At 60.3% G+C, this 23,906-nt stretch carries 21 protein-coding genes; 6 read left to right on the forward strand and 15 right to left on the reverse strand.

Going from position 1 to position 23,906, the window contains the following annotated elements; translation table 11 throughout:
* The first annotated feature begins 72 nt into the window (after positions 1–72).
* The 3 genes from CA833_RS27200 (at position 73) to CA833_RS20270 (ending at position 2,619) form a co-directional block, all read left to right on the forward strand.
* The gene (locus CA833_RS27200) at positions 73–207 is read left to right on the forward strand and encodes a hypothetical protein (protein WP_255535889.1); all 135 of its coding nucleotides are present in this window, start codon (positions 73–75) and stop codon (positions 205–207) included.
* Positions 208–292: 85 nt separating this feature from the next.
* Entirely contained in the window at positions 293–937 is a 645-nt protein-coding gene (locus CA833_RS20265; RefSeq protein WP_207080967.1) for a lasso peptide biosynthesis B2 protein, read from the forward strand.
* A 302-nt stretch (positions 938–1,239) separates the two neighbouring features.
* Positions 1,240–2,619, forward strand: a complete 1,380-nt coding sequence (locus tag CA833_RS20270) for an asparagine synthase C-terminal domain-containing protein (RefSeq protein ID WP_207080968.1) — start codon at positions 1,240–1,242, stop codon at positions 2,617–2,619.
* Positions 2,620–2,634: 15 nt separating this feature from the next.
* Here CA833_RS20270 and CA833_RS20275 read toward each other — a convergent pair whose 3' ends face one another.
* The 13 genes from CA833_RS20275 to CA833_RS20335 all read right to left on the reverse strand — a co-directional run bounded on the left by CA833_RS20275 (position 2,635) and on the right by CA833_RS20335 (position 14,877).
* Positions 2,635–4,629 carry an Atxe2 family lasso peptide isopeptidase gene (locus CA833_RS20275; RefSeq protein WP_207080969.1) on the reverse strand — a complete coding sequence of 665 codons (1,995 nt, stop codon included), beginning with the start codon at positions 4,627–4,629 and terminating at the stop codon, positions 2,635–2,637.
* Between the two features lie 82 nt (positions 4,630–4,711).
* Positions 4,712–7,315 (reverse strand): TonB-dependent receptor, encoded by a 2,604-nt coding sequence (locus CA833_RS20280; RefSeq protein WP_242526559.1) that lies wholly within the window; start codon positions 7,313–7,315, stop codon positions 4,712–4,714.
* Positions 7,316–7,358: 43 nt separating this feature from the next.
* Positions 7,359–8,396 carry a FecR domain-containing protein gene (locus CA833_RS20285; protein WP_207080970.1) on the reverse strand — a complete coding sequence of 346 codons (1,038 nt, stop codon included), beginning with the start codon at positions 8,394–8,396 and terminating at the stop codon, positions 7,359–7,361.
* Positions 8,393–8,953: an RNA polymerase sigma factor gene (locus tag CA833_RS20290; RefSeq protein WP_242526560.1), complete on the reverse strand. Its 561-nt coding sequence runs from the start codon at positions 8,951–8,953 to the stop codon at positions 8,393–8,395. The genes CA833_RS20285 and CA833_RS20290 overlap by 4 nt, the downstream gene beginning before the upstream one ends.
* A 566-nt stretch (positions 8,954–9,519) precedes the next feature.
* Entirely contained in the window at positions 9,520–9,864 is a 345-nt protein-coding gene (locus CA833_RS20295) for a MarR family transcriptional regulator (RefSeq protein ID WP_103094753.1), read from the reverse strand.
* Between the two features lie 5 nt (positions 9,865–9,869).
* The gene (locus CA833_RS20300; RefSeq protein ID WP_370584604.1) at positions 9,870–10,790 is read right to left on the reverse strand and encodes a phytanoyl-CoA dioxygenase family protein; all 921 of its coding nucleotides are present in this window, start codon (positions 10,788–10,790) and stop codon (positions 9,870–9,872) included.
* 6 nt (positions 10,791–10,796) lie between these two features.
* Entirely contained in the window at positions 10,797–11,423 is a 627-nt protein-coding gene (locus CA833_RS20305) for an acyl-homoserine-lactone synthase (RefSeq protein WP_207080971.1), read from the reverse strand.
* 87 nt (positions 11,424–11,510) lie between these two features.
* Positions 11,511–12,266, reverse strand: a complete 756-nt coding sequence (locus CA833_RS20310; protein WP_207080972.1) for a LuxR family transcriptional regulator — start codon at positions 12,264–12,266, stop codon at positions 11,511–11,513.
* A gap of 69 nt (positions 12,267–12,335) precedes the next feature.
* Positions 12,336–12,716 (reverse strand): hypothetical protein, encoded by a 381-nt coding sequence (locus tag CA833_RS20315; RefSeq protein ID WP_207080973.1) that lies wholly within the window; start codon positions 12,714–12,716, stop codon positions 12,336–12,338.
* A gap of 140 nt (positions 12,717–12,856) precedes the next feature.
* Complete coding sequence (locus CA833_RS20320) at positions 12,857–13,528, reverse strand: RadC family protein (RefSeq protein ID WP_207080974.1); 672 nt, start codon at positions 13,526–13,528, stop codon at positions 12,857–12,859.
* Positions 13,432–13,872: a hypothetical protein gene (locus CA833_RS20325; protein WP_207080975.1), complete on the reverse strand. Its 441-nt coding sequence runs from the start codon at positions 13,870–13,872 to the stop codon at positions 13,432–13,434. The genes CA833_RS20320 and CA833_RS20325 overlap by 97 nt, the downstream gene beginning before the upstream one ends.
* A gap of 52 nt (positions 13,873–13,924) precedes the next feature.
* On the reverse strand, positions 13,925–14,269 hold the full coding sequence (locus tag CA833_RS20330; RefSeq protein WP_207080976.1) for a hypothetical protein: 345 nt from the start codon (positions 14,267–14,269) through the stop codon (positions 13,925–13,927).
* Positions 14,270–14,331: 62 nt separating this feature from the next.
* On the reverse strand, positions 14,332–14,877 hold the full coding sequence (locus CA833_RS20335; protein WP_207080977.1) for a LuxR C-terminal-related transcriptional regulator: 546 nt from the start codon (positions 14,875–14,877) through the stop codon (positions 14,332–14,334).
* Between the two features lie 423 nt (positions 14,878–15,300).
* On the opposite strand from CA833_RS20335, the gene CA833_RS20340 reads away from it, so the two are divergent.
* The gene (locus tag CA833_RS20340) at positions 15,301–16,197 is read left to right on the forward strand and encodes a toprim domain-containing protein (protein WP_207080978.1); all 897 of its coding nucleotides are present in this window, start codon (positions 15,301–15,303) and stop codon (positions 16,195–16,197) included.
* 57 nt (positions 16,198–16,254) lie between these two features.
* On the opposite strand, the gene CA833_RS20345 is transcribed toward CA833_RS20340, so the two are convergent.
* Entirely contained in the window at positions 16,255–16,530 is a 276-nt protein-coding gene (locus CA833_RS20345; protein WP_207080979.1) for an HU family DNA-binding protein, read from the reverse strand.
* A 153-nt stretch (positions 16,531–16,683) separates the two neighbouring features.
* Between CA833_RS20345 and CA833_RS20350 the strand changes: the two genes are divergently transcribed.
* A complete protein-coding gene (locus CA833_RS20350; protein WP_207080980.1) occupies positions 16,684–18,726 on the forward strand; it encodes a ParB/RepB/Spo0J family partition protein in 2,043 nt (680 codons plus the stop codon).
* Between the two features lie 42 nt (positions 18,727–18,768).
* Here the strand turns inward: CA833_RS20350 and CA833_RS20355 are convergent, their stop codons facing one another.
* Positions 18,769–19,434, reverse strand: a complete 666-nt coding sequence (locus CA833_RS20355; protein ID WP_207080981.1) for a UPF0149 family protein — start codon at positions 19,432–19,434, stop codon at positions 18,769–18,771.
* A gap of 151 nt (positions 19,435–19,585) precedes the next feature.
* On the opposite strand from CA833_RS20355, the gene CA833_RS20360 reads away from it, so the two are divergent.
* Complete coding sequence (locus tag CA833_RS20360) at positions 19,586–23,848, forward strand: strawberry notch family protein (RefSeq protein ID WP_207080982.1); 4,263 nt, start codon at positions 19,586–19,588, stop codon at positions 23,846–23,848.
* Positions 23,849–23,906: the final 58 nt, after the last annotated feature.

The raw sequence follows: 23,906 nt of genomic DNA on the forward strand, positions 1-23,906 counted from the left end.
GCTGAATATATTAGGGTTCCGGCATAGCCTTTCTGTCGCCACGAACAGTGTGGCGAATAGAAGGAGGTAAGTATGGAACGCGAATACGAAGCCACCGATGATGGTGTCGTCGAACTGGGTGTCGGCTCCGAACTGACGAACGGAGTTGGTCGAGGCGGTATCGACTCTCCGGATCGGCAGCCGCTGACCGGGCTGCTCGACGACTGAAGCATCTGCCTGGCCCGACCGATTAGGCCGGGCCAGGTATTCCGTATCAGGTGAAGAAATGCCGAGTGTTAGATTGAAAACTGACGTGGGTTATTGCGACAGCGGCGGGAAGATGATTTTCCTGGATGCGCTCCACGACCGATATTTCTCAGTCACTCCCGCAATTGCGACGTTAGTTCGAAGCGTTTCATCAGGCGACGTTTTGAATGTCGCACAGCAGAACCTCCTGCTTCGTACGGGCCTATTTGAGATCGGCGAAACCGCGCAGGCAAGCAATTGTGCGCCATGTAATGTTGGCGTCGTCAGCGTGATGAGTGCCGCTCAGCATGTGGCAAAGCCGCGCCTGCGAAATGGCGTGAACTGGACGCTCGCGACCCTATCCTTGGCGTTATTTCATAACGTAGCGAGGCGGCTGCCTCTGCGTAGATCTCTGGCATTGGCAAAGGCATTGTCCCGCAGTTCGCTCGCGCGCCTGCTGCTTAAAGACCCGAACAGCATCCTGGTAGCATTCGACCGCGCGCTCCTTCTATTCCCCAGAAAGGATCGATGCCTGCCGGACGCTCTCGCCTTGTACCCACTGCTTAAATGTCAGAACCCGGCCACTCGAATAGTCTTCGGTGTGCGGACAGATCCCTTCCAGGCGCATTGCTGGGTTCAGATAGGCGCCATAGCAATCCAGCAAGACATCGAAGTCGTTCGGTCGTTCCAACCGATACTGGCCATCGCATGAACACCTCCTTTTCCTTCTGCCGTCGTCTGGGCGCGGATACGTCGGGAGGCGAAATGCACTCTGCGGACGCGCCGTCTCTAGAGGGAATAGACCATAGTTCTGATATTCGAGTCTGCGTCTTGGGGCGTGGGAATTGTGTAGTAGTCGGAGATTGTTTCCCGGACGTCCTCGATACGTCGGACGTCTGTCACGATCCGGTCCAAAAGGTGAAAGCGTTGGCCGGTCAACATTGGGGTCGCTTCGTTGTCATCGCGTATAGCTCTTGCACAAGATCGCTTGTAATATATCGCGACCCATCGGGAATGGTGCCTTGCTACTATAAAATTTTTCAAGACTATGTGATGCTGAGTTCAGCAATTCCAAAATCTCCGCGATCAAGCGCCGGCCGTCTATCCCTCAACTGGAATGCCATAGCTCATCATCTCGTGTTTCCGCATTTACCCCAGCGGCAAACATGCCTGGACGGTATATGCGAGGTTTTGCCAGGAGAACTGGTAATTATCCGCGATGAAGCCGCGCACCATGAGTTGATTTGGAAGCCCTCTCACTATGTCGGAGACAATCGCTCCTGCAATGTCTCAGAAGCGCGGGACAAGTTAGGCGCCGTCCTCAAGGATACGTTGGAAACATGGTGCAGTCGGTATCCTTGTCCTTTGATATCTGCGTCTGGTGGCTTCGATTCTTCAACGGTCGCCAGTCTCGCCAGAAGCTTTGGTTCCATCAAGCTCATAAACTTCTACACGGAATCGCTCAGGGGGGACGAGAGAGCCTATGCATCCACGCTTGCAGACTATCTTGGTGAAGACCTCAATACTGCGATTTGCCGGGCTGACGATGTTGAGGTTCAGAAGAACCTTTCGGCCTTTCGTCCGTGCCCTTCAGCCCGCACTTTTACGCAGACTTTTGACAAAGCAGCGAGGGCCTATGCCGACGCGGTCAACGCCAGCGCCCACTTTTCTGGTGGGGGTGGAGATAACGTCTTTGGAAAACTGCATTCGGCCTACCCCCTCGCGGATCTCTTTAAACAAAAGGGATTCTGTAAGGATCTCTGGCCGACTTTGCTCGATATCTGTCATGTCACCGGCGCACCGCTGACGGGGGCCCTTCGTCAGGTTGTAGGTTCGTTGACTGGCGTCAGGAGCCCGTCGTCCTGGACCATGCACCCCGAGTTATTGAGAGCCGATATTGTCTCTTCGATATCAGAGAATCTGCATCCCTGGGTTACAGACGTCGCCAGCGAAGCTCCCGGTAAGCGGCAACTTGTCAGAAATATAGCGCGCGCAACCGCGCTCACGGGCTATCTTAATATTCTTGACGATCGACCAACAGTTTATCCGCTTTTATCGCAACCCATCATCGAACTATCCTTGTCATTCCCGACTTGGCTGTGGGTCGCCGGGGGGGCTGACCGAGCCATCGCGCGCATGGCGATGCGCTCTTCCTTGCCGGCCCAAATCCTTGATCGGAAGGGGAAGGGCGCTTTTGATGGGTTGGTCTACCAAATCTTGAGCCAAAACTGGGACCAAATTTTTGATGACCTCGAAGGTGGCCTACTCGCCGATCACGGGTTACTTGACATTGAGGAAATGAGGGCCATTCGTCGCAATCGGCTCGAAGCCAAATTCATGTCGAACATTCTTCATATCCATGAGACAGAAGTCTGGTGCAGATCCTGGGCGTGAAATGAGGTCGCCATTTCACGGCTTTAATTGCAGCTCGAGCCATTCGACGTTGCGATTGTAGATCGATTGGCGATGGCTGGGCCAAATTTTGATGTGGCCTTCATCCGGGTAGACAAACATGTCGACCGGCCATCCACGATGACGCAACTCTCGATAAGTACCCAACGCCATCCGATATTCCGCAGCGGACGCCTGGATGAGAATCGGGAGAATCTTGGGATTCAGAGCATTGGCGAGGGATCCGGAGCGCCAGAAGGCCGCGCCGTTGGCGTTCGTGGCTGGATACCCCGCCTGTACATAATAGTCGTCCAGTGCAGATCCGGCGATTTCGAGCGCAAAAGGCCCTTCGCAACATGTACTGAGGATCGCAGCCGAAAACAGGGTGGAATGCGAGAGAGCAAATGTAGCGGTCACTGCGCCGTCGCTGAGACCCGTAATGGCGACCTTCGTTGGATCGATGATTTTCTCGACGTCGAGCTGATGGATTATTCGCTCGAGGGAAGAGAGGTTACTGCGTCTGTCGGCAAAGTTGCGTAGGTTGAATTGGTTGAATTCATCCTCGCTACGTGGCGCCATGGTGTAGGCGAACCATGGAGGTCTGTTGAAACTCAACACGGCGAAACCACGCGCAGCCAGAGCCTGAATCGGATACTCATCACCAGTCCCACCACGTAGGAAGCCCTTCGAATCATATTGGACGATTACCAGTGGGAGGCGCCGATCCCCTTGATATCCCGGCGGAAGGACGAGATCGCCAAAGGTGGAAATCCCAAAATCATTCGACCACTCCAGCCTGCGGACTGTACCCAGCGAGAATCTCTCGAAATCCGGATTGGGGTCGAAGATGCGGTGTCGAGCCCCATTTCGCGTCGAGATGGCGACCAGGGTGCGCGGCTTGGTGGCAGTCTCTTCCGCGCAAAGAAGGTCGCTATCGGCTAATTTGCATCCAAAGATCGAGTCTGCCGTGGCAAGCAATAACCGCGGGCTTCCGCGTCGGGGCATCCAGGCGTAGAACTCCGTCCGCCCGTCCGCCACACCGGCTCGGCGTTCGAAGTAAAGCGTTTGCCCATCCTTTGACCACCAGAGTCCTTGAACGTTCGAACATTTCGCCTGTGAACATGGCACTATTTGACCGTCCACACGAAGCGCCAGTGTTGGCTTCTCGCCGAAGATCTGACCAGACGAGGCAGACCAGGCGACGCTGTCGCCCGACGCGGAGACCGCATAGGCGACAGCTCCCTCCGGCCAGGTAGACCAAGGCCACAGTAATTGGACACTTTCCTTCGGCGGCGCAACTTCCGTTCCGTCCGCTGATCTGATCGCTTTGTGAACAAGAGGAACATCCGCCGAAATCAAGGGGCGGTCGCTGTATAGCGGTCGGAAGCGACTATCGTAGTGATATCCCTCACGACTCTCAGCCTCGATAGCTTTACGGGCGGCTGTTCTATCTGGACGACTCGAATAGAGAATTGTTGAGCCATCCAGCGCCCAGGCCAGCTCTTCAATATCGACATCAGACGTGGCCAAGCGATGCGTTGACCGATCTGCTAGGTCAAATCGCCAGATTTCTGAGCGGTCCAGGAAGTTTTTCGTGTAGGCGAGATTGGCGCCATCGGGCGACCATCTTATCAAAATATTCTTGGGTATGCCTTTGGGGACCTCGGCTGCTCCATATGCGGTGCTGTAAGCCCCAACGATCTTTCCGCCATCATCAATGACAGTAGGAAATCCGCCCCGCCTCGCAGGTGCAAGCACAATGGCCGTGCAATAGTCGTTCGTCGTTGAATCAGCTTGGCGAATTTGCAAGGCGATCCATTTTCCGTCGGAGGATAGTTCAAAAGGTTCGGAAGTGATTCCTACCCCCAACTCGCCAAAATCCCGCAGACGAAGGAGATCATCCGAATTGATGGCGCGATGTTCCGAAGCTTCGGCTGCGGCTGGTCTTGGCAGCGTACAAGGCGTTACCTGGGCCTTGGCTTGGGAAATGTGGGCGCATGATGCGAGCGCCAAGACGCAACTCGCGTGGGCTGCGAAACGAGACCGTGTCATGATGAAACTTTCGGGAGAGTGAGCGACCTGCCGGACTTGTTCGTTACCAGTCCTTCGAGAGTGTCAGGCTTATGAAGCGACCAATGGCCGAGAAATTGGTCGAATCGTAGTTCACATAATCGAGGTAGCCGCTCGTCGGCGCCGCATAGGGCGGGCGCTGATTAAATATGTTCTGCACGCTGAGAAGAGCGCTCACGCCGTGGAATGGTCCTGCGGGGGTGGGAAGCTCATATCTGATCGATCCGTCAAATGTCGTTTGCGAGGAAATCTTGGCGACCGTCGTGGACCGCGTATCCTTCAGGCTGCTGATGTGATTGACATAAAGCATCGATGTGAAATTACCGTCGGTCCATCCGATGCTTCCGCGCGCCTTGAATCTTGGAGGATTAAAGATAATGCCCGCCATATCCAGCGCTGTGCTTTCGCTGGTCAATTTCTGTTTCGACCAGAGCCAGGCTCCATTGGCGTTCAGCAGCATTGCTGACTGAGTGCCAATATCGATCCGATAATCGGCGGTCAGGTCGATGCCATCGATTTTCTGTTTTGCAGCATTCACGTAGCGATTATTAAGGATCGCGACGACATTATTCAGGCCATCGAGCGTCGTATAATTATAGAATAGGTCTGCATTGGCGATTGTTTGATCAACCAGCGTCTGACTGGGGTCATAGGTGACATATTGCTCGTAATCCGGGTTAGACAGCGCCTGATAGACAGCCGTACCTGCTACTGGCTGCACGACGCGGTCCTTATACTGCACGTTGAAGTAGCTGACCTGAAGGTTGAAGCCCTTGATCCACTCTGGATGCACTGCGATGGAAGCAGACCAGGAAGTGGCTTTCTCAGGCTTTAGGTCCGCGTTGCCGCCAGACTCTATGAGCATTGTCGATCCGACGGGAAAGCGCGCTCCTCCAAATGTATCGGCAGTGTACAACTGGGCGTAAGTTGCAGCCCGAAGATCATTCAAGAGCGGGGCCTTGAATGATTTTCCCCATGACGTCTTTATGTCGATGGATGGGGAAACTCCATATACGACGCCAAACTTCGGCACGGCGACATTGGCAATGCCCGGATACCGTTCGTATCGCACGGCGGCGTTTGCTGAAAGGCTATGAAGGAGAAGGCCGCCTTGACCGGGCTCAACGAATGGCAACGACAGCTCAGAAAACGCATAATAGCTTTTGACCGACCCAGCGGAGTCGGCTCTCGATGCGGAGTACCGCGTGGAGGTATAATGATTATAGCGATAACCTCCACCCACAACGATGCCGATAGGATTAGCGATAATTCCCGGTATTCGCCCCGATACAAAGCCCTCGATATTGGCCAACTCGTTACAATAGCAGCCACGGATGCGGCTCGTCTGCGTGCCCTCGTACAGTCCTATTTGGTCGAACTTTGTGTCGCTCCGCCCATAGGTTCCCCCAAAGCTAAAATGCCAGTCGGGTGCTATTTTGATTTTAAGCGACGGGGATATCGAGTAGGACTCGGTTTCTGGAGAGTTCTGGTAAATATCCCCGTAAACCAATTCCTCCTGTTGAAACGACGTTCTGCGGCTGTAGGTGGCGTCGATTGAAATATCGGCAATCGATCCAATTGACTGATGGCCGGATATGATTGCATTTGTTTGCTTGATTTCGGGATACAGGGTGGTCCCCTGCGGCATATACTGCGTGAAGCTGCGATCATGGCTGTATATTGCGGAATTATAGTCATGGCTGACAGCAGCCAGTACTGCGCCCGTTTGCCATGTCTTTCCTATCACGGCACTGTATTGCTGCTGAACATCGCCCCCCGATGTTGCTGCGCCTAGTCTTGCTACCAGGGTCGCTCCATCGAAATTACGCTTCAGTACGACATTCACCACACCGCCTACGGCATCCGAACCATAAATGGCTGAAGCGCCGTCCGCGACGATATCGACGTGGTCAATAGCGGCAAGAGGAATGGTACTGACGTCTACGGCTTGTACCCTTGCACCGTACGAAAGCCGATGACCGTTCATCAATGTGAGCGTTGCATCGCCTCCCAATCCTCGAAGATTGGGAGAAGAGCCGGAGCTCACATTGCCGTTACCGCTGCCGGTAGTGCCACTCATGACACCGGGGTTCTGGCCGCCGCTGAAATTTTGTGGGAGCGAACGCATCGCTTCACCCACGTCGGCTTGTCCTGCCAGCTTGATCGTATCAGCGTCGAGTTTGATGGTAGGAGAGGAGGATTCCTCCGACGACAAGCGCGATCCGGTAACGATGATGTCATCACCGTTTCCCAATGTGCTCGTGGCTGTCGAGACTCTTCCCACACTGATGATTAATGCGCCGTCGATAACTTCGGCAGTCAGGGTGGAGCCTTTCAGCAATTGCTTTGCTGCCTGTGCCGGTGAAAATTGCCCCCTGAGTGGCTTTGAGGTCTTTCCCCGCAGTGGGTCGGCTGGAGCAGAAAATTCCAACCCACTTTGGCGGGCAATCGCTCGCAATGCCTCGGTGAGCGACTGCGCGGGTAAATCGAAATTCCGAACCTGATCGGCTTGCGCCATTGCAGATGTAGCGCCGATCAACGCATATGCGCAAACACCGACGAAAAAGCCGTTACGAACCACTCGCATTTCATCCCCCAATGCCTGGATGGCGCGTTGCGTGACGCGCATACAAAGCTTGACGGGAGAAATTCAGTGACGAGCATTGCGACGATTATTTCGTCAGTACGAGCCTGTCTGATCCTTGATTTTCAACAATAAGACCGAGCGCGCGGGCAAGATGCTTCGCCACACTTTCGGGGTTGCGGATATGCAGCTCCGCACTCACCCGCATTGCGGCAACTTCTGGAGAAGCTGCCACCAGCTTGACGTCGGAATAGAGGTTCACCTCGGCGAGGATCACACTAACGGCCTCATCGTCATAGCTCTTCACGCCGATTGTCCATTGCTCGTCGTTGGCCGGTGCCGGTTCGGTGATAGCATTGCCGGTTACCGTGGGTGTGCCAGAGTAGCGTATACGTTCGCCTGGTTGAAGGTAGCTCTTCGCTACCGGCGCCGAGGGCTTGCGTGTCTCGCATGGCGGAGTGACTGCGACACGCCCTTCGTACAATACCACATTCATCTGGCAATGCGCGCGTCGTTCCACACCGAACCGCGTGCCGAGCGCTGTGGTAGTGCCGCCATCCGCAGTGACAGTGAAAGGGCGCGAAGCGTCATGAGCAACAGCGAAGATGGCGCGGCCATGATCGAGCGTAACGTCCCGGCGCTCTTCATGCATCCAGACAAGCAAGCGGCTATCGGTATCGAGTGTTACGACCGACCCATCGGCAAGCGTAATCGTCCTCACCTCGCCTTTCCGGGTGGTAAAGATCTGTGGCGCATCCTCGGTTTTCGCGCCTGACGATGCAATTGGTGGCAGAGTGGAGGGCGAACGCACATTCTGCCCCAGCACGAAATGCGCTCCCAAAAGCAGGATGGCGGCCAGCGAAGCTGCGATCGCCAACTTTGCCCAGGGCACGCGTGGGCGGCTCTCTCGTGGACTGCTGTTGTGCCGCTCGTGAACGTTCACGGATGCGGGATCAACGACGTTCGAGATCGCGGCATAGGCAATGTCGAATTCCGCCTGATGTTCGGGCGACTGAGCGCACCAATGCATTGCGGCGGAGCGCAGCGCGGGATCCATGTGAACCTCCATCGCCCAGCGCCGAGCCTGTTGCTTGACAGTGAGCGAGCCCGGCTCTTCGTCGGTCATCGGCTTTCCATCCTGTCCAGCAGATGGTCCAGCACCTTGAATATCTTCCTCTTCACCGCCCACTCATTCAGTCCCTTAAGCCGACCGATTTCGCGAAAGCTATATCCTTCCACACGGTTTAGCAGAAATAGTTCGCGGTCGAAGGGGTCCAGTGCTTCCAGCAATTGCTCGCAAAAGGCGATGTCGTCACGCGCTGTGAGGATGCGGAGCGGGTCGAACGGGGTCGGGAGATCTTCAGCATCCGACAAGGGGCTTTTCAGATTATCGACGCGCGTTGACGACAGATCGGCCCGGTCGCGCAGCAAGTTCGTGGCGATCCGGCGTAGGTAGGCCTGCGGTGTCGTAAGCATTTTTGCCGTGCCGCTCCGGAGGAAACGGAAGAAGGTTTCCTGAGCGAGCTCGTCCGCTTCTGCATGGGGAACCGAGTTGCGGTGGAAATAGCGGACCAGCCACCGGGTCTCCTCGCGGTACAGCCGGACGATCACATCATCGCCGCGATCTTCGAATTCCTGACCCGCATCGGTAGCGGCGTGGCCTTCACCGGGCATGACGGCCATTTCGGTTCGAGAGACCGCGCCGATTGCCGGTCGAATAAGGGGGCGTTGCCAGCGCGGCGCTTGCGCCGCTGTGTTTTCCCGTCTGTCGTCTTGGCTCCATGCGTCGCACCTATGTCCACTCGGGGCGACGGCCGAAGCCGGATGTTGGAAACCTGCTTAGAGACAGGCGCATGCGCCTTTACCGTTGCCGGCTGGACATACGCACATGCCACCCGGCCGTAAAAATCCGACCGAGTTCCTCTAAGTTGGGGTTTCCACGCCCCACTCCCGGCTTTTACGAGAGCAACCTCATTTGCACATGGAAGCCGTTGAGTGGCAAGAGGGAATTGACACCAGGTGCAATCAACAACGCCCTGCGCAGGGATCGAACGCCCGTCCGGCTGGCAGTTGGCGATCTATCCGTGAACGAGGATCACACGTTCGCACGTTCATGCGCAGCGGACCTCAGCAAGCGATGTGCGTCGGTATACGGCAGTGCAGAACGGTGGGAATGAATGCCAGGAGAACACACGATAATCAGTGGAGCTCTCACTGATCCTGGCGTGAATGCGGTGTCGGGAAGCTCGTCAGTTTTTCAAAATATCTCCCAGCTCATCCATAATGTGATCCATCCGGCACCGGGTCCTGTCCGATAGCGAAACAAGGCTTCGCCTCCGGTCCTCTGGATCGGCCTTACGGTCCAACATGCCCGCATCGATCATCTCCACTGTGCGGCGGAAGGCCGTCGCGGTTGAGAGCCCGGATGTCGCGGCGAGTGCCTTGAACCCCTCTCTCATCCCCTGCTCCCTCGCACGATAGAGATCGATCACCATGAGCCATTCGGGCCATTGCCGCCTTTCGAGCCCGAGCTTGAGCTCGGCCAGGCGGTGCTGCTGCTTGAGCGCTTCGCAGATGCGCTGTCGCTGATCCATGGCGCTTACCCAGCCCTGGTCCGAAGTGGGGCGGGGGCAACCGGCAGGAGCCCCGACCGATAGTCGGCGATCAGCGCCTCCTGATCCGGGCGAAGCATGTCGATTGCGCCGATCGGGCCGTTCTGCGCTTCATCCAGCAGCAGCGAGGGGCAGCGGCCCTCATAAGTGCCGAGGTTAGGCCGATGGGCGCGGTAGCCGGCAAGGCCCATCACATCGCGCGGCAGTGTGCGAGCGACATGTGGCGGATAGGCAAGCCACGGCAGTTCGTAAGGCTTGAGCCACCCGAGGCTGTAACTGATGATCATCCCGCGTCGCGGCGTCGCAGTCACGTTGGCCCCGCCTGCATGCAGGGTGGATCCGAGGAACAGCAGGGCATCACCTGGCTCCATTTCTGCAGGAACAGCTCCCTCCATGCCGATGAAGATTTCGTCCTGGCGCCGATGACTGCCCGGCCAGACCAGCGTTGCGCCATTCTCGGCTGTATAAGCAGAAAAAGGCCACATCACGTTGAGCAGATATTCAACGCCTGGCACATGGATAGGCCACATGTCCTGGTCTCGGTGTGGCGGCTGGGCAAGACCGCCCGGTTCAATCTCGATCGCCTGGGTGAGGTTGAGCTGGATCATATCGCACCAGGGCCGGAGAATTCGCTCGGCAAGACCGTGGATAAGCGGATCGAGAACGAAACCGGGAGTGCGCGGCGAGCGGTGCAGAAGCCCATGAAACCGCCGCGTCGTGTCGCCGTAGAAGGGCCCCTGCGAGAGCGGTGTGGTTTCGAAACCGGCCCGCAGATCATCGCCCAGCTTTTCGACCAGAAGCCGCGGCGCGGCACCGCGAACGATGCAATAGCCGTCCCGGTCGAGTTGATCGCCATAGTGCTCGATGTCCCGCTGCAGGCCGTCGATAGCAATGAGGGTCATGGCCATCTCCCTTCAGGCGGCTTCGCGATCGATCGCGGCGGTGGGGAGGATGCGCATCGGAACGTGGGTTCCGGCCGCCCGCAACTTGGCAGGCGTGTCGGCATCGATTTCGATGAGGAGGGCGCCGGTCGGCAGACCCGCGATCATCTGCGGTATGCCCAGTGGCCGAACCGTCCAGCCCAGCGAGAGGATCTGGCTGAGCCAGCTGGAATCGGCAACGCAGCTATACCCGGCGATGCCGCGCTGGAGGGCGAACTGAACCACTGCTGTCGCGAGCGCATTGCGGACTTCCAGCCTCCTGGCGGCCCGCAGGCCGCGCGAAAGGCATAGCCGGCTCAGTTCGAAGATTTGCGGGCCAACGGGCACGCTTGCGTCGCATAGCGAAGGGAAGATCGTCCCCAGCACATGCGGACGGTTGCTGGGTAACAGGCGGATGGATCCCTCATGGGCGCCGCTGTCGTCGCTGGCGACGATGTAGATCGCGTGGTCATCATCGAACTGGTCGATTTCGAACGCTTCGGCGACCACCGGGACGTCCCAGCCTAGCAGGTCCACGAACACCCGCTTGCGCGCATGATGCATGGCGTCGAGAACCGGGTTGGCGCCCGGTGGTTCGTGTCCTTCGAATATCCGGATCATGGTGATGCTCCCTGTCTGGCCGGAATCGGCAGGGAGCATCATCGGTGTGAGGGACACCGCGAGTCTGTACCCGGAACTGGGACTTGATCAGTGCATCGAGAGCAACTCGGGGTACGTGACGATGCCGTCGAACAGGGCGCGTGCTATCAGATTGTTGCGCTGGATATTTCCATAGGCCCGCATGATCCGCTTGGCATATTCATGCGTCGTATGTTCCGAGAGGTGCAGGATGTCCGCGATCTCGCCATAGGTCTTGCCGCGCCCGAGCAGGATCAACACTTCTCGCTCTCGGGGTTTGAGCTTGGGCGGCGCTGGAAGTTCAAGACCTGCCCGGAGCCTTACGACGCGCCGCATCGCCTCAAAGGCAAAGGACACCGCGAAGAAGGCGGCGGGCATCGCCTCGGATAGCACGGTTTCGAGGCGTGAGGTGGCGAAAGTGCAGCTTCCGGCATATTCGCCGGGGAGGTGCATCGGTACCGTGTAACCACCGCGCAAGTTCCGCTTCGCACCCTGTTCGAAGATGTAGCGCTGACGCGGCGTGAGCGTTTCCAGCATCCGGGGGTTGGGCCAGAGGAAGCCGGTGTTCCGCCCGTCGCACGAGATCTGGACCGGGTCATCAAGGAAATATTGCCCGCTTATGATCTCATTCAGCCAGTCGCTGTCGTAATTGGTGAGGCCATAAGCGCCGATCGGCGGGTGTAGCAGATCGACATGATGGCTGATCGCGAACCGGTCGAATCCCAAAACGAATGTCAGGCGATCAAGGGCCTCATAGACCCGGTTATCGTCTGACGTCTCCCCCAGAATACTGACTACCTGTTTGTAGTCGTCCCTGTCGAACATCGTATGTCTCCTTAATTCATGTTCGGAAATTTCCTTTCAACGCATCCATTGGTCGCGTCATGTTCGGCGTTATGTTTGAGGGCGAACGTCATATTTTCGGCGTCTCGCGAAGTGGAGCGGGAGGAGGAAGGCAGATGATCTGTAGTTTTCCTCAATTTCAGCGTGGAACCCGCCATGCCCACAAAAAAAGTCCTGACCGCGTTTCGCGAACTTCTTCGTCGTGCGTGTGGTGCGCATACCCGTTGGCAACGCAAACGGCAGCTTGCGCGCCATACCCGCAAGCTTGAAGCGATACTGCGCGAAGAGCCGCCCTATGTCGCCGAGGCCGTCGACCTCTTTTTCCGCCAGAAACAGCCTGTCCCCGTCATTGCGGCGACACTCGGCATCGACGCCGAAGAGGTCCGGGACGCGCTTCTTCGTATTGTCGAACACTTCGAAGAGGACGTGCATTGATATGTCCATCTGCCTTCCGGGTTCTGGAGCAAGGCTCAGCCAATCCGCCGGACCAGCGTATCGCGCAGCGCAGCCCCTGATTGTGGATTGTCCAGCCCCCGGCCCGCAGAGCGCGCAGCGGATTGGAGAGATGAGCATCATTTCAGCCACCCCGCCTCGCGAAAGCTCACAATCCCGCGGCGCGCGACGACGAGATGATCATGCACGACGATGCCGAAACACCGGGCGGCGCTCGCTATCTTCTCCGTAAGATCCCGATCCGACCGCGACGGTGCGGGCGATCCTGACGGATGATTATGCGCGAGAAGGATGGCCGTGGCGTCCAGCTCAAGGCATCGCTTGAGGATTTCACGTGGCCAGACCTGAACACCGGAAACAGACCCGATCCCCATGACCTCGTCGGCGATCAGTTCGTTACCTGCGTTCAAAAACAACACGCGAAAATGCTCGACCCGCTCATAGGCCATGTTGCCGCGCAGATAGTCGTGAAGGGTCTGATCGCTCGACAATATCGGTCGCCGGATCAGGGCGGACCACAGCATCTGCTTCAGCACGCGCTGGAAGCAGCGGAATGTTCGCTCGACATCCATGGCGTGGTCGAGCAACTCGATCCGCTCGGCCGGACACGCCGCCAGCGCGCCACCCAGTGACCCGAACCGGGTGAAGAGGCGATCGGCCAGTTCGCGGGCCCGGTTCGGGCGGGTGAGCTCGATCAGCTCTTCCAGGGCGCGTCGGCACCCCGGCGCTTCAGCCGGTCCTGATGACGCCATGTCGCGGCGATCAGCACGATCTGCGCCAGCCAGCTCCATACCGCTATCGCATGCATGTAAGCGCGCGGCACAACATTCGGCACTGTCTGCAGCATGACATGGAGGATGACCTCGTCCGCCAGCATGGCTGCGACCCACATCGGCCAGAAGCGATTGCTCCGAAGGGATAGCCATAGGAATATTCCCAGGATAGCCAGGTCGGTCAGAAGAATACCTGTCTCGACGTGCTCGAAGCGGTGAATAGCGGGCGATGCAGCCAGAACGCTGAGACCGGCGCCTCCAAGCAGGGTCGCCGCCCCGATCTGCTCGGGACGGCCCCCTTTCACGAACGCATAGCCGCTGCTGACGACCAGCAGAGCGGAGAACAGGATTTGTCTCGTCATGACCCATGGCAACATGATTCGTGAAAGCTCGTCAATCACGAGACGCGGGCGATCAAACCGCCCGCAGGTGCTGGCCGGCGGGCTCCGAGATAGCGCCCCTGACCTTGAGCAGGTCACCATAGCTCACCTCGGTCAGGCCCATGTCGTCGCTGGCCTGCTTGAGATTGGCGTGGGTCGCGACGATCCGTTCGCGCGTTTCGGCCACGAGCACCATGGCCGAGGCGGAACTGGCAAAGGCGTCCTGGCCGATGGCCGCCGAGAGACGGGCGTCCAGGCGAGCCAGGGGAAGGGCCGCATTCAGTTCGGCGATCCGGGCGGCGGCGATATCGAGGGCCGCTTCAGCGGCGAAGAGACGTTCAGCGACGTTTCGGGCGATGGTTTGGCGTTGAGCGCGCATGTTTGCTCCTTCCCATCCTCACGGACAGGTTCAAGAATAGGGGTTTTGGGATAGTTGCTGCCCTACTGGCTCACGAGAGTGTTGAGCGCCGAGAGCAGCGACACTGCGGATCCTATGATGACGAGCAACGCCGCCATCAGGAACACAAAGATGATCAGCGTATATGATCCGGTCAGGTCATTGTCTTGCCTCCCTGCTGTACGGACGGGAGCCAGATCACGCAGGGCGCGTAACGAGCGAGCGCGGTTTCCATTGGCCAACGGCCGTTGTTCCTCCGCGAAGCTGTCGACTGCCTGCGCTACCTCGGTCTGTGTGTCCGTGGGTTCGTCAACACGGACATCAGGGCAGGAATCGCGGTTCTCGCCTAGGGGCAATAAATGAGGGGGCAAAAAATGTTGGAATTCTGATGGGGCATTTTGTGCCTCCCAGGCCACGAACATCTGGGCTGCGACCCTGCGGGAAACCCCGCCCAATATCTGGCGCGCCTCGAATATGAGATTGTTCACGGTGCTGGGCGACAGACCCAGAATCAGGCCGATTTCCTTGGCGGAATAGCTTTTTGCCGCTTCGCGCAGGCAGTCGCCATGCCGCCGGCTGAGAAGCTTCATCTTGTCCGAATGGTCTGTAACCAAGGGCATTTCCCGTCGCCCTCCTCGGGCAATATGAAGTCGCACCTTTCCTGCTGCGCGTCGTATCCGATCTTCCGGCTATGCCTGCCGGTAACGGTGTCGAATTCGATCACATGCCGCTTCAGACTATACCTCTCCGATCCGCCTGGTGACAGGTCAAACAGGCGATTGGTCAAGGGAATCAACGATATGTAGCCTTAAGGCAACGGTAGACGGTTAAAATCTATTAACCCGGTTCGTACGGGCGACGACTCGCTTTTTACGCCGACGTCAATTCGAGTCGGGCGCGAGCGGGATGCGGCGAAAGGGAGGGGGAGGGCGAATGGCGCACGAAACGAGGTATCGTCATGCGAAGCTCCCACTGGATGTCACCCGTTGCCGACATCCGCATATCCCCCGCCCATGCAGGAAGCGAGCATCGTGGCCCCACCACCTGACCTCGAGATCGAGGGTGAACGGCTGTGCCGGCGGCTCGGCGGCAGATGGACCACCGGGCAGGGGCTCTGTCTGTGTCCCGCCCATGACGACCATCATCCAAGCCTGTCCATTCGCGTCGGCCGCCGCGCCCTGCTGTTCAAATGCTTCGCCGGCTGTGACACAATGGCTGTCCTCCAAGCGATCCGTCGGCTGCATCTGCCTCTTCCCCGCCCGGCTCCCGATGTTCCGTTACCGCGCTCGAACCAGACCGCTACGCGACCGGGGCCAGCCTTGCGCCTCTGGGAGGCATCTGTTCCGCCCACCGAGACGGCCGCCGAAGCCTACCTGTCCGGGCGCCTGCTCCGGCCGCCGTGGCATGACCTGCGCTATAATGCGCGCACACCGCTCGGACGCGGTCGCGACGTGGTATTCCGCCCGGCGCTGATCGCTGCGGTGCGCGAAAGGCACCGGATCGTCGCTGTCCATCGGTCCTTCCTCGATCCGGTGTCATTCACTCTCGCGAACGACTTGACCGATCCTCGCATGATGCTGGGACGTCCCGGTCGCGGCGCGGTCCAGCTTGCCCCCGCAAACGATATTCTGGGTCTCGCCGAAGGGATCGAGACCGCGCTTGCTGCCATGCGGCTGCACCGGCTTCCGGTCTGGGCCACGCTGGGCGCCGAGCGCGCCGCGCATATCCTCCTGCCCGACAGTCTCGAACGGCTGGTGCTCCTGTTCGACAGGGATGCGGCCGGGTGGTCCGCGCACCAGCGCGCACTGGAAGCTTATGCTCGGCCCGGCCTGGAGATCCGCAGCGCCTGGCCGCCTGCAGGGCATAATGACTGGGCCGATGTGCTCGCCACTCAGCTGCGCGCGGCCTGATGAGAGGCCAACGAGAGGAGGCTGCCCCGCACCGCGAGACGCGGGGCAGCGAACCCATCAGCCGTTGAGGCGCTCCTTCACCGCCTTGGCCGGAGCGAAGCTCAGCTTCTTCGAGGCCTTGATCGCGATGGTCTCGCCGGTCGCCGGATTGCGGCCCTCGCGCGCCGGGGAATCCTTGACCTTGAACTTGCCGAAGCCGTTCAGCGAAATCTCCTCGCCCTTCGCGGCGGCATCGGTGATCAGATCGAAGACGCTGTCGACGGCCTGGCGCGCATCGGTTTTCGTGAGGCCGAGCGCCGCCGCCAGCGCTTCTGCGAGTTCGGAATTGTTCATGAAGATACTCCTGGAAAACGGCGAAGCCCGTGTCCTTAGCCGCGCAGTAGCCCATGGTCACGACCCAAAAAGGCGCGACCGGAAAGGAGAGGGGGAAAGGGGCAGCGCGCGCGGCCTGATTGTGCGGGCCGCCGCTCCTCCAGGAGTTATCCTATGATCAAACCAGCCCTCCTCATCCCCGCGAGCCATCTCACCAAGTCGCCCATCAACGTGCGCAAGCGGACCGATCCGCGCGCCGATGCCGAGCTGGAAGCCAGCATCGCCGCGCACGGCCTCCTTCAGAACCTCGTCGGCGTGCCGGTGTCCCGAAAGAAGGGACATTACCGTATCACTGCCGGCGGCCGGCGCCTCGACGCGATCCACCGCCTGATCGACAAGGGCCGGCTGCGGCCCGATCATGAAGTGCCTGTGCTGGTCCTTTCCAATACGAAGGACGGTCGCGAGGTCAGCCTGGTTGAGAATTTTGAACGGGCGCCGCTTTCTCCCGCCGAAGATTGCCTCGCTTTCCGCGACCTCATCGAGGTCGAAAAGCTCAGCCCCGCGGACATCGCCCGGCGCTTCGGCATTGAGGAGCGCTTTGTGCTCGGCCGTCTGCGTCTGGCCAATCTCGCCGATCCGATCTTCGCCGCGCTCGAAGGGGACGAGATCACGCTCGACGTCGCCAAGGCCTATGCCACGACCGCGGACACGGGCCGGCAGATGGCGGTGTGGGAATCGCTTCGGACCGGCTATTCGCGCGATAACGTCAACGAGATCCGGCGGGCACTCAAGACCTACAGCTACCGCGCCGATGATCCCAGGGCACTTCTGGTCGGGCGCGACGCCTATATCGCCGCCGGTGGGCGGGTCGAAGACCAGGATCTGTTTTCCACCGCTACCGATGAGCGCTGGATCGATACCCATATCCTCGACGACCTGGCCGCAGAAAAGCTCGCCGCGCAGGCCGAGGCAATCCGTCAGCGTGAAGGGCTGGGCGAAATTCGCGTCGTAGCCGCCGAGCACGTTCCCTACATGGCGACCTTCGCGCTGCAACCGCTCACCGGAACTGCCGAGCCCCTCACCGGGGACCAGGAAGCGCGTAAACAGGAGATCGAAGCGGAAATCGCCGGGATCGACCTTCGCGCGGGAGATGAAACCTATGAGCCGGAAGGCGATGAGGCGCAGCGCTACGCCGACCTCCATGCTGAGCTGGATGCGATCACCGAACGTGAACCCGTGATCGATGCCGAGCAGAAAGCCTCCGCGCTCGGCTATGTGGTGTTGAAACCCGATGGAACCCCGCAGATCCATCATCAGCTCTACGTCGCACCCGCTGCCGACACGGATCCTGAAGAGAGCGATGGCGAAGACGTCGAACCTGCCGACGGGCTCAGTGGGTCCGTCGCGGCGATCGATACCGCGCCCGCCATGAGCCAGCGCCTGCGGGAGATGCTGGCGATGATGAAGACCGAGCTCCTGGCCGTCCATGTCTCCAACGACCCGGCATTCGCGCTCGATCTCGGCACCTTCCTTATGATCGAGCGGGAGTGCCGGCATATGCCCTGCATCGTGCCGAGCGATCTATCTGCCACGGCGCCCCAACCGCTGCTTGCCGATTTCAAGCCCGAGACCGCGGCCGCGGCAGAATGGCGCAGGTTCGAAGACGCGCTCGATCGTAGCTGGAGCGGCTACTCAGGGCTTGAAGAGCGTTACGATGCCTTCTGCGCGCTTGGCGATGAGGCGCGGGCGGCCTGGCTCGGATGGGCGATCGCGCGCACACTCCATGCGGTTCCCGATGGCCGCGAGGGCACCGACTTCCTCAACCATCTCGGTCGCAAGCTCGGCATCGATGTCGCGGCCTGGTGGCGCCCCACCGCCCTGACCTTCTTCGACAAGCTGACCAGGCCCGGCATCCTGGCTCTCTTCGAGGAGATCGGCGGCGAGGAATTGCGCGTGCGCTATGCGGGTTCGAAGAAGCACGACCTTGCCGCATCGGCCGAGCGGCTGTTTGGCGGCGACGTGATCATCGAGCCCGAGATCCAGGAACGGGCACTCGCCTGGCTGCCCGACCAGATGCGATTTGGCCCTGCCAAAGGGGAAGCCGAAGCCGATGCCGATGCCGATGATAAAGTGGCGAATGCCGATGCGGACATGCCCGTCCGGTCGATCGACGCATCCGATAACACAACAGGCGAAACTCTGACGCGCGCCGCGTGAAGATCGCAGGGACCGGGCCTGTCCCGGTCCCGGCTTGTCCCCTCAGTTCAGGCCACAGCATTTTTTGTACTTGCGCCCCGACCCACAGGGGCAGGGGTCGTTTCGGCCAATCTTCTGGCGTTTGATGCTGGACGGCCGGTGCGGATCATTCTCCAGCCGCCATTGATGGAGCATCTCCACCCAGATCGGGATCAGGTCGGGCGCCTCGGTATCCCAGCGATCCTCCTCGGCGCGCGTGAGCTTCTGCGTCCCGTCGGCAAAGGCGCGCAATGTCCGGATGCCCTCGATCGCCACCCGGCATCCGGCGTCATCGTCGGCTAGAACCCGTAGCCATCCGGCAGGCGCAAGATCCATCGCCTGCCCGAACCCCTCGATCCACATCTCCCAGAGCGTCTCGTCGGTCCGGGTATCGATTTCCAGCACCGGCTCGAACGTGCCGGGTCGTGCGAGCGATGCGAGGATCTCATGATAGCGATGCATCACCAGATCGATGAAATGCTGCATGCCGCCGGCATCGGCGAACGTGGGGATGCCCCCGCCGTCGTCTCCTGCCCAGATCGTCTTCAGCCATTGGCTGGGCACGATCAGGTCCGGGCTAACGATGACGCCGGTGAGGAAGCCGTCGAGCTGGGTGAGCAGCATGCAGTCGTCGCCCTGCGCGAGCAGCAGCTGATCGAGCTCATCGAGATAGTCGAACGAGAAAGCCATTTCCCTTCCTAGCGCGCCTTCGCCCGCTCGTCATCGCCGAGGAGGTCCCCGCAATTCCTCGCATCCGCACCGGGACCAGCGCCCGAGGAGCGAAGGGAGGGGGGAAGGGAGCGATGAATGATCCCGTAGCCTGCCGGAGGTTTCCCTGAATATGTCCCAGCTCGCTTTCTCGACGATGGATGCCCGAGCATCCCTGCATTGCATCGCCATCTCGATCGCCCAGCACATGCGCCGCGGCGCGCAGATTACACGACAGGCTCTCAAGCGCTTCATGCTGGAGGCATTCGCGGCCGACGACGCCGATGGCGCCTGGACCATGCGCGATGCCTACGATGCACTCGAAGCCGCGCAGGTGATGCTGCTGCAGGACGCCGACTGCCCGCTCTTGCAGGGAGAGCCTCACAAGATATTCGCGGCACTGCGGGGATTCGAACATGCGCTCCCGACCCAGACCTATCGTTCGGAGCGGCAGATTGAATTTCAGCAGTTCAGCACGCCGCTGAGCCTCGCCTGGCTCGCAGGCCTTGCCGGGCAGATCCGGCAGGATGACCTCGTGCTCGAGCCGTCGGCGGGCACGGGGATGCTCGCGGTCCATGCATGGCGAGCGGGTGCGTGCCTGCAACTCAATGAATTAGATCCGAAACGGGCCGATCTGCTTGCTCGGACTTTCGATCGCACCGTCACCCGCCATGACGGTGAACATATCGGCGATCTGCTCGCGGGCGCTCCGAGGCCGACGCTGGTGTTGGTCAATCCACCCTTCAGCCGCAGTGCCGGGCGCGGTGTCGATCGCCACGCCGGCGCCCGCCATCTGCGCGCCGCGCTGACCCGCCTCGCTCCTGGCGGCCGCTGCGTGGCGATCATGCCGCCGAACTTCGCGGCGGATGGCACGGCCTCGCTCGGCTACACTGCCGTTGCCGAGATGGCGCCGCCGCGCGCCGAGATCACCATCCGCGGTAACCCCTATGCCAAGCATGGCACCGGTATCGATGTCCGCCTCCTCGTTTACGACAAGGGATGGACGGGAGAAGCCCAGCGTCATGTCGCGGACACGATTGAGGCAACTCTCGATATCGTGCTTGCTCTTCCCTCCCGGCTCGATCCCTTCGATCCGCCCCCGGCGCCCGCACCGATGGCCAGGCCCTGTCCCGCCCCGGAACCCAAACTACCCCTGACCGCTGCGCTGATAGCGCGACCTTCACGGAAAGTAGCGCCGCCAGTCCGCATTCCCGCGAGCGAACCGCCCGAACTGGTATCGTATAACGTACGCAATACACCGCTCGCACCGGGACAGGCGATCGGCATCTATTCCCGGTGGCAACCTGCTCGGCTTGTGATCGACGACGCCTGCGCGCATCCGGACGAACTTGTCGAATCCATAGCGATGGCATCCGTCTCGCTTCCGGCGCCTCGCTACCACCCCCGTCTCCAGAAGCGTGCCTTCAAGGCGCTCTCCGACGCGCAGCTTGAGACCATCATCCATGCAGGCGAAGCGCACGAACGCGATCTTCCCGGGCGCTTCTCGGCCAATCTGGCTGGGGATCGCCTGCTCGAGGACGAGGAGGGCTGCACCTACCGGACCGGCTTCTTCGTTGCCGATGGAACCGGCGTCGGGAAAGGGCGCGAGGCCGCAGGCATCATTCTCGATCAGTGGAACCGCGGCAATCGCCGCACGATCTGGATTTCGCTGGCCGATCTCATTGAGGACGCGCGCCGCGACTGGACAGCGCTTGGCGGGCTGGCCATCGATATTCAGCCGATCGCGAACTTTGCGCTGGGCACGCCGATCACGATGGAAAGTGGCATCGTCTTCCTGACCTACGCTGCGCTGCGCTCGAGCCGCCATGATACGGCATCGCGCCTGCAGCAGCTGCTGGACTGGGCCGGCGAGGATTTCTCCGGCGTGATCGTTTTCGACGAATCTCATGCCATGGCCCATGCCGCCGGGACCGAGACGGATTTCGGGAAGGCGCACGGCTCGGAACAGGGTCTCGCCGGCGTCCGCCTGCAAAATGCGCTCCCACGCGCCCGCATCCTCTACATGTCGGCGACCGGCGCCGCGCGGCCCGAAAACCTCGCCTATGCCGTTCGACTCGGGCTATGGGGAGCGGGTCCGGCCTTCGCCACGCGCGATATGTTCATGAAGGCCATGGAAGAAGGCGGCATCGCGGCGCTCGAAGTCGTGTGCCGCGATCTCAAGGCGATGGGGCTCTACACGGCCCGCGCCTTGAGCTTCGCCGGCGTTGAATATGAACCGCTGGAACATGCGCTCACGCCGGACCAGATCTCGGTATACGATGCCTACGCGGACAGTTGGGGGATCATCCATCGAGGCCTGCGAGACGTGCTCGCCGAGATCGGCGTGGTCGATCGGATTTCCGGCAAGACCCAGAACGGCCAGGCGCGCGGGTCAGCGCTCAGTTCCTTCGAGGGGGCCAAGTTGCGCTTCTTCTCCAGCCTGCTCGTGGGCCTGAAGATCCCAACGCTCGTCGCGGCCATCGAGCAGGAACTGGCGGCCGGCAATGCCGTGCTGGTACAGCTGGCGAGCACGGGCGAAGCCATCATGGACCGGCGATTGTCCGAACTCTCGCCGGAGGAACGCGCTACGATGGATGTCCAGGTCTCTCCCAAGGAGACCCTCGTCGATTATTTGAAAAATGCCTTCCCGGTGCGCCAGATGCGGGTGTTTCGCGCCGATGACGGCACGGTTCGTTCGGAACCGATGAGTGACGCCCAAGGTAATCCCGTACTTTGCAGGCAGGCGATCGCCGCTCGCGACGAACTGATCGAGGATCTGTGCGCCCTGCCGGCCATTCCGACCGCGCTTGACGCGCTGATCGCACATTTTGGTACAGAGCGGGTCGCCGAGATCACCGGCCGTTCCCTGCGCATCGTCACCGACAGTACGGGCCGACAGAAAATCGAGAGGCGCGGGGCCCGCGCCAATGTCCTCGAGGTCCAGGCGTTTCAGAATGGCAGCAAGCAGATCGCTGCCTTTTCTCTCGCGGGCAGCACCGGCCGGTCCATGCATGCGGACCGAAACAGTCCGACCGCCCATTGCCGCCGGACGCATTTTCTCCTCGAACTGGGATTCCGCATCCTTTCGGCGGTACAGGGCTTCGGTCGCAGCCATCGCACCAACCAGGCGACGCCGCCGGTCTATCGCCCGCTGACGACGGACTGTCGCGGCGAGCGCCGGTTCCTCAGCACGATTATCCGGGGCCTCGAAGCGCTTGGCGCGCTGACCCGCGGCCAACGTCAGGCCGGATCGCAGAATCTCTTCGATCCATCCGACAGTCTGGAATCCGAGTTCGCGCGCGAGGCGCTCGTCCAGTGGTTTCATCTTCTTTATGAGGGCAAGCTGCGCAGCGTGACGCTCGCCGATTTCCAGGAGATCACGGGCCTGGAACTGTGCGACGAGGGCGGGGAACTGAAGGAGCGCCTGCCGCCGATCCACCGCTGGCTCAATCGCATCCTCGCCCTGCGCATTGCCACGCAGAACCGCATCTTCGAAGAATTCCTGGGACTGGTCGAGGATCGCGTCGAGGCGGCGCGTGCCGCTGGAACGCTTGATCTGGGAATCGAGACGATCCGCGCCGAACGCGTGCATGTGCTGTCCGACCAGCTCCTGCGCGCCGACCCAGTGACGGGCGCCGAAACGAGGCTGTTACGGCTCGAACTTCATCGAAGACCGCCGGTCACCAGTTGGGCCGCGTTGCAGTACGAGTTGCGCTGTTCGGGCGAGGTGCGGTGGCTGCACAATACGCGCTCGGGTCGGGTGGCCCTCTATGTGCCGACATGGCCGGGGCAGGACGAGGACGGCCAATGGATCGAACGCTGTTATCTCATACGCCCTGGTGGCCGGGCGCGAATGGACGTCGCGGCGCTTCCCGGCAGTCACTGGGAGGAGATCGAGCGCGACAGCTTCCAGGCGCTCTGGGACGCGGAGGCCCGCGAAGCCGGAGAAAAGCTTGTGGTCGAAACGATCACGCTGGCGACGGGCCTGCTCCTGCCCGTGTGGAACAGGCTTCCCGCCGATGACGTGCGCGTATGGCGGATCGACGACGGCACCGGCATATCCATCCTCGGGCGTATCATCCATCCTGGCGCGATCGAACGGCTCGAACAGGCATTCGGGCTTGCCGGCGGCGTAATTCTCGGGCCTGACGAGATCATGGCCGGCGCGCGCATGGCCGGCGGCGTAGCGATCCCGGGCCTGGGCCCAGCCAGGCTGGTTCGGGTCCAGGTCAACGATAGTCCTCGCATCGAAATTCGCGATTACCGGCCGGAGGATCGCACCTGGCTCAAGTCCTGCGGGGCATTCTCGGAGGTCTTGAGCTTCAGGACCAGGCTGTTTCTGCCACCCGATCGCGCATGCGACATATTGACGAGGATCATCGAAGATCGGAGTTGATCACCGCAAGTGCTCCGACTGCAGAAGGAAGAGTTTGAAGCGCGACGGCATCGCACTT

Origin of the sequence: Novosphingobium sp. KA1 (genome assembly GCF_017309955.1) — a bacterium.
Taxonomy (GTDB): Bacteria; Pseudomonadota; Alphaproteobacteria; order Sphingomonadales; family Sphingomonadaceae; genus Novosphingobium.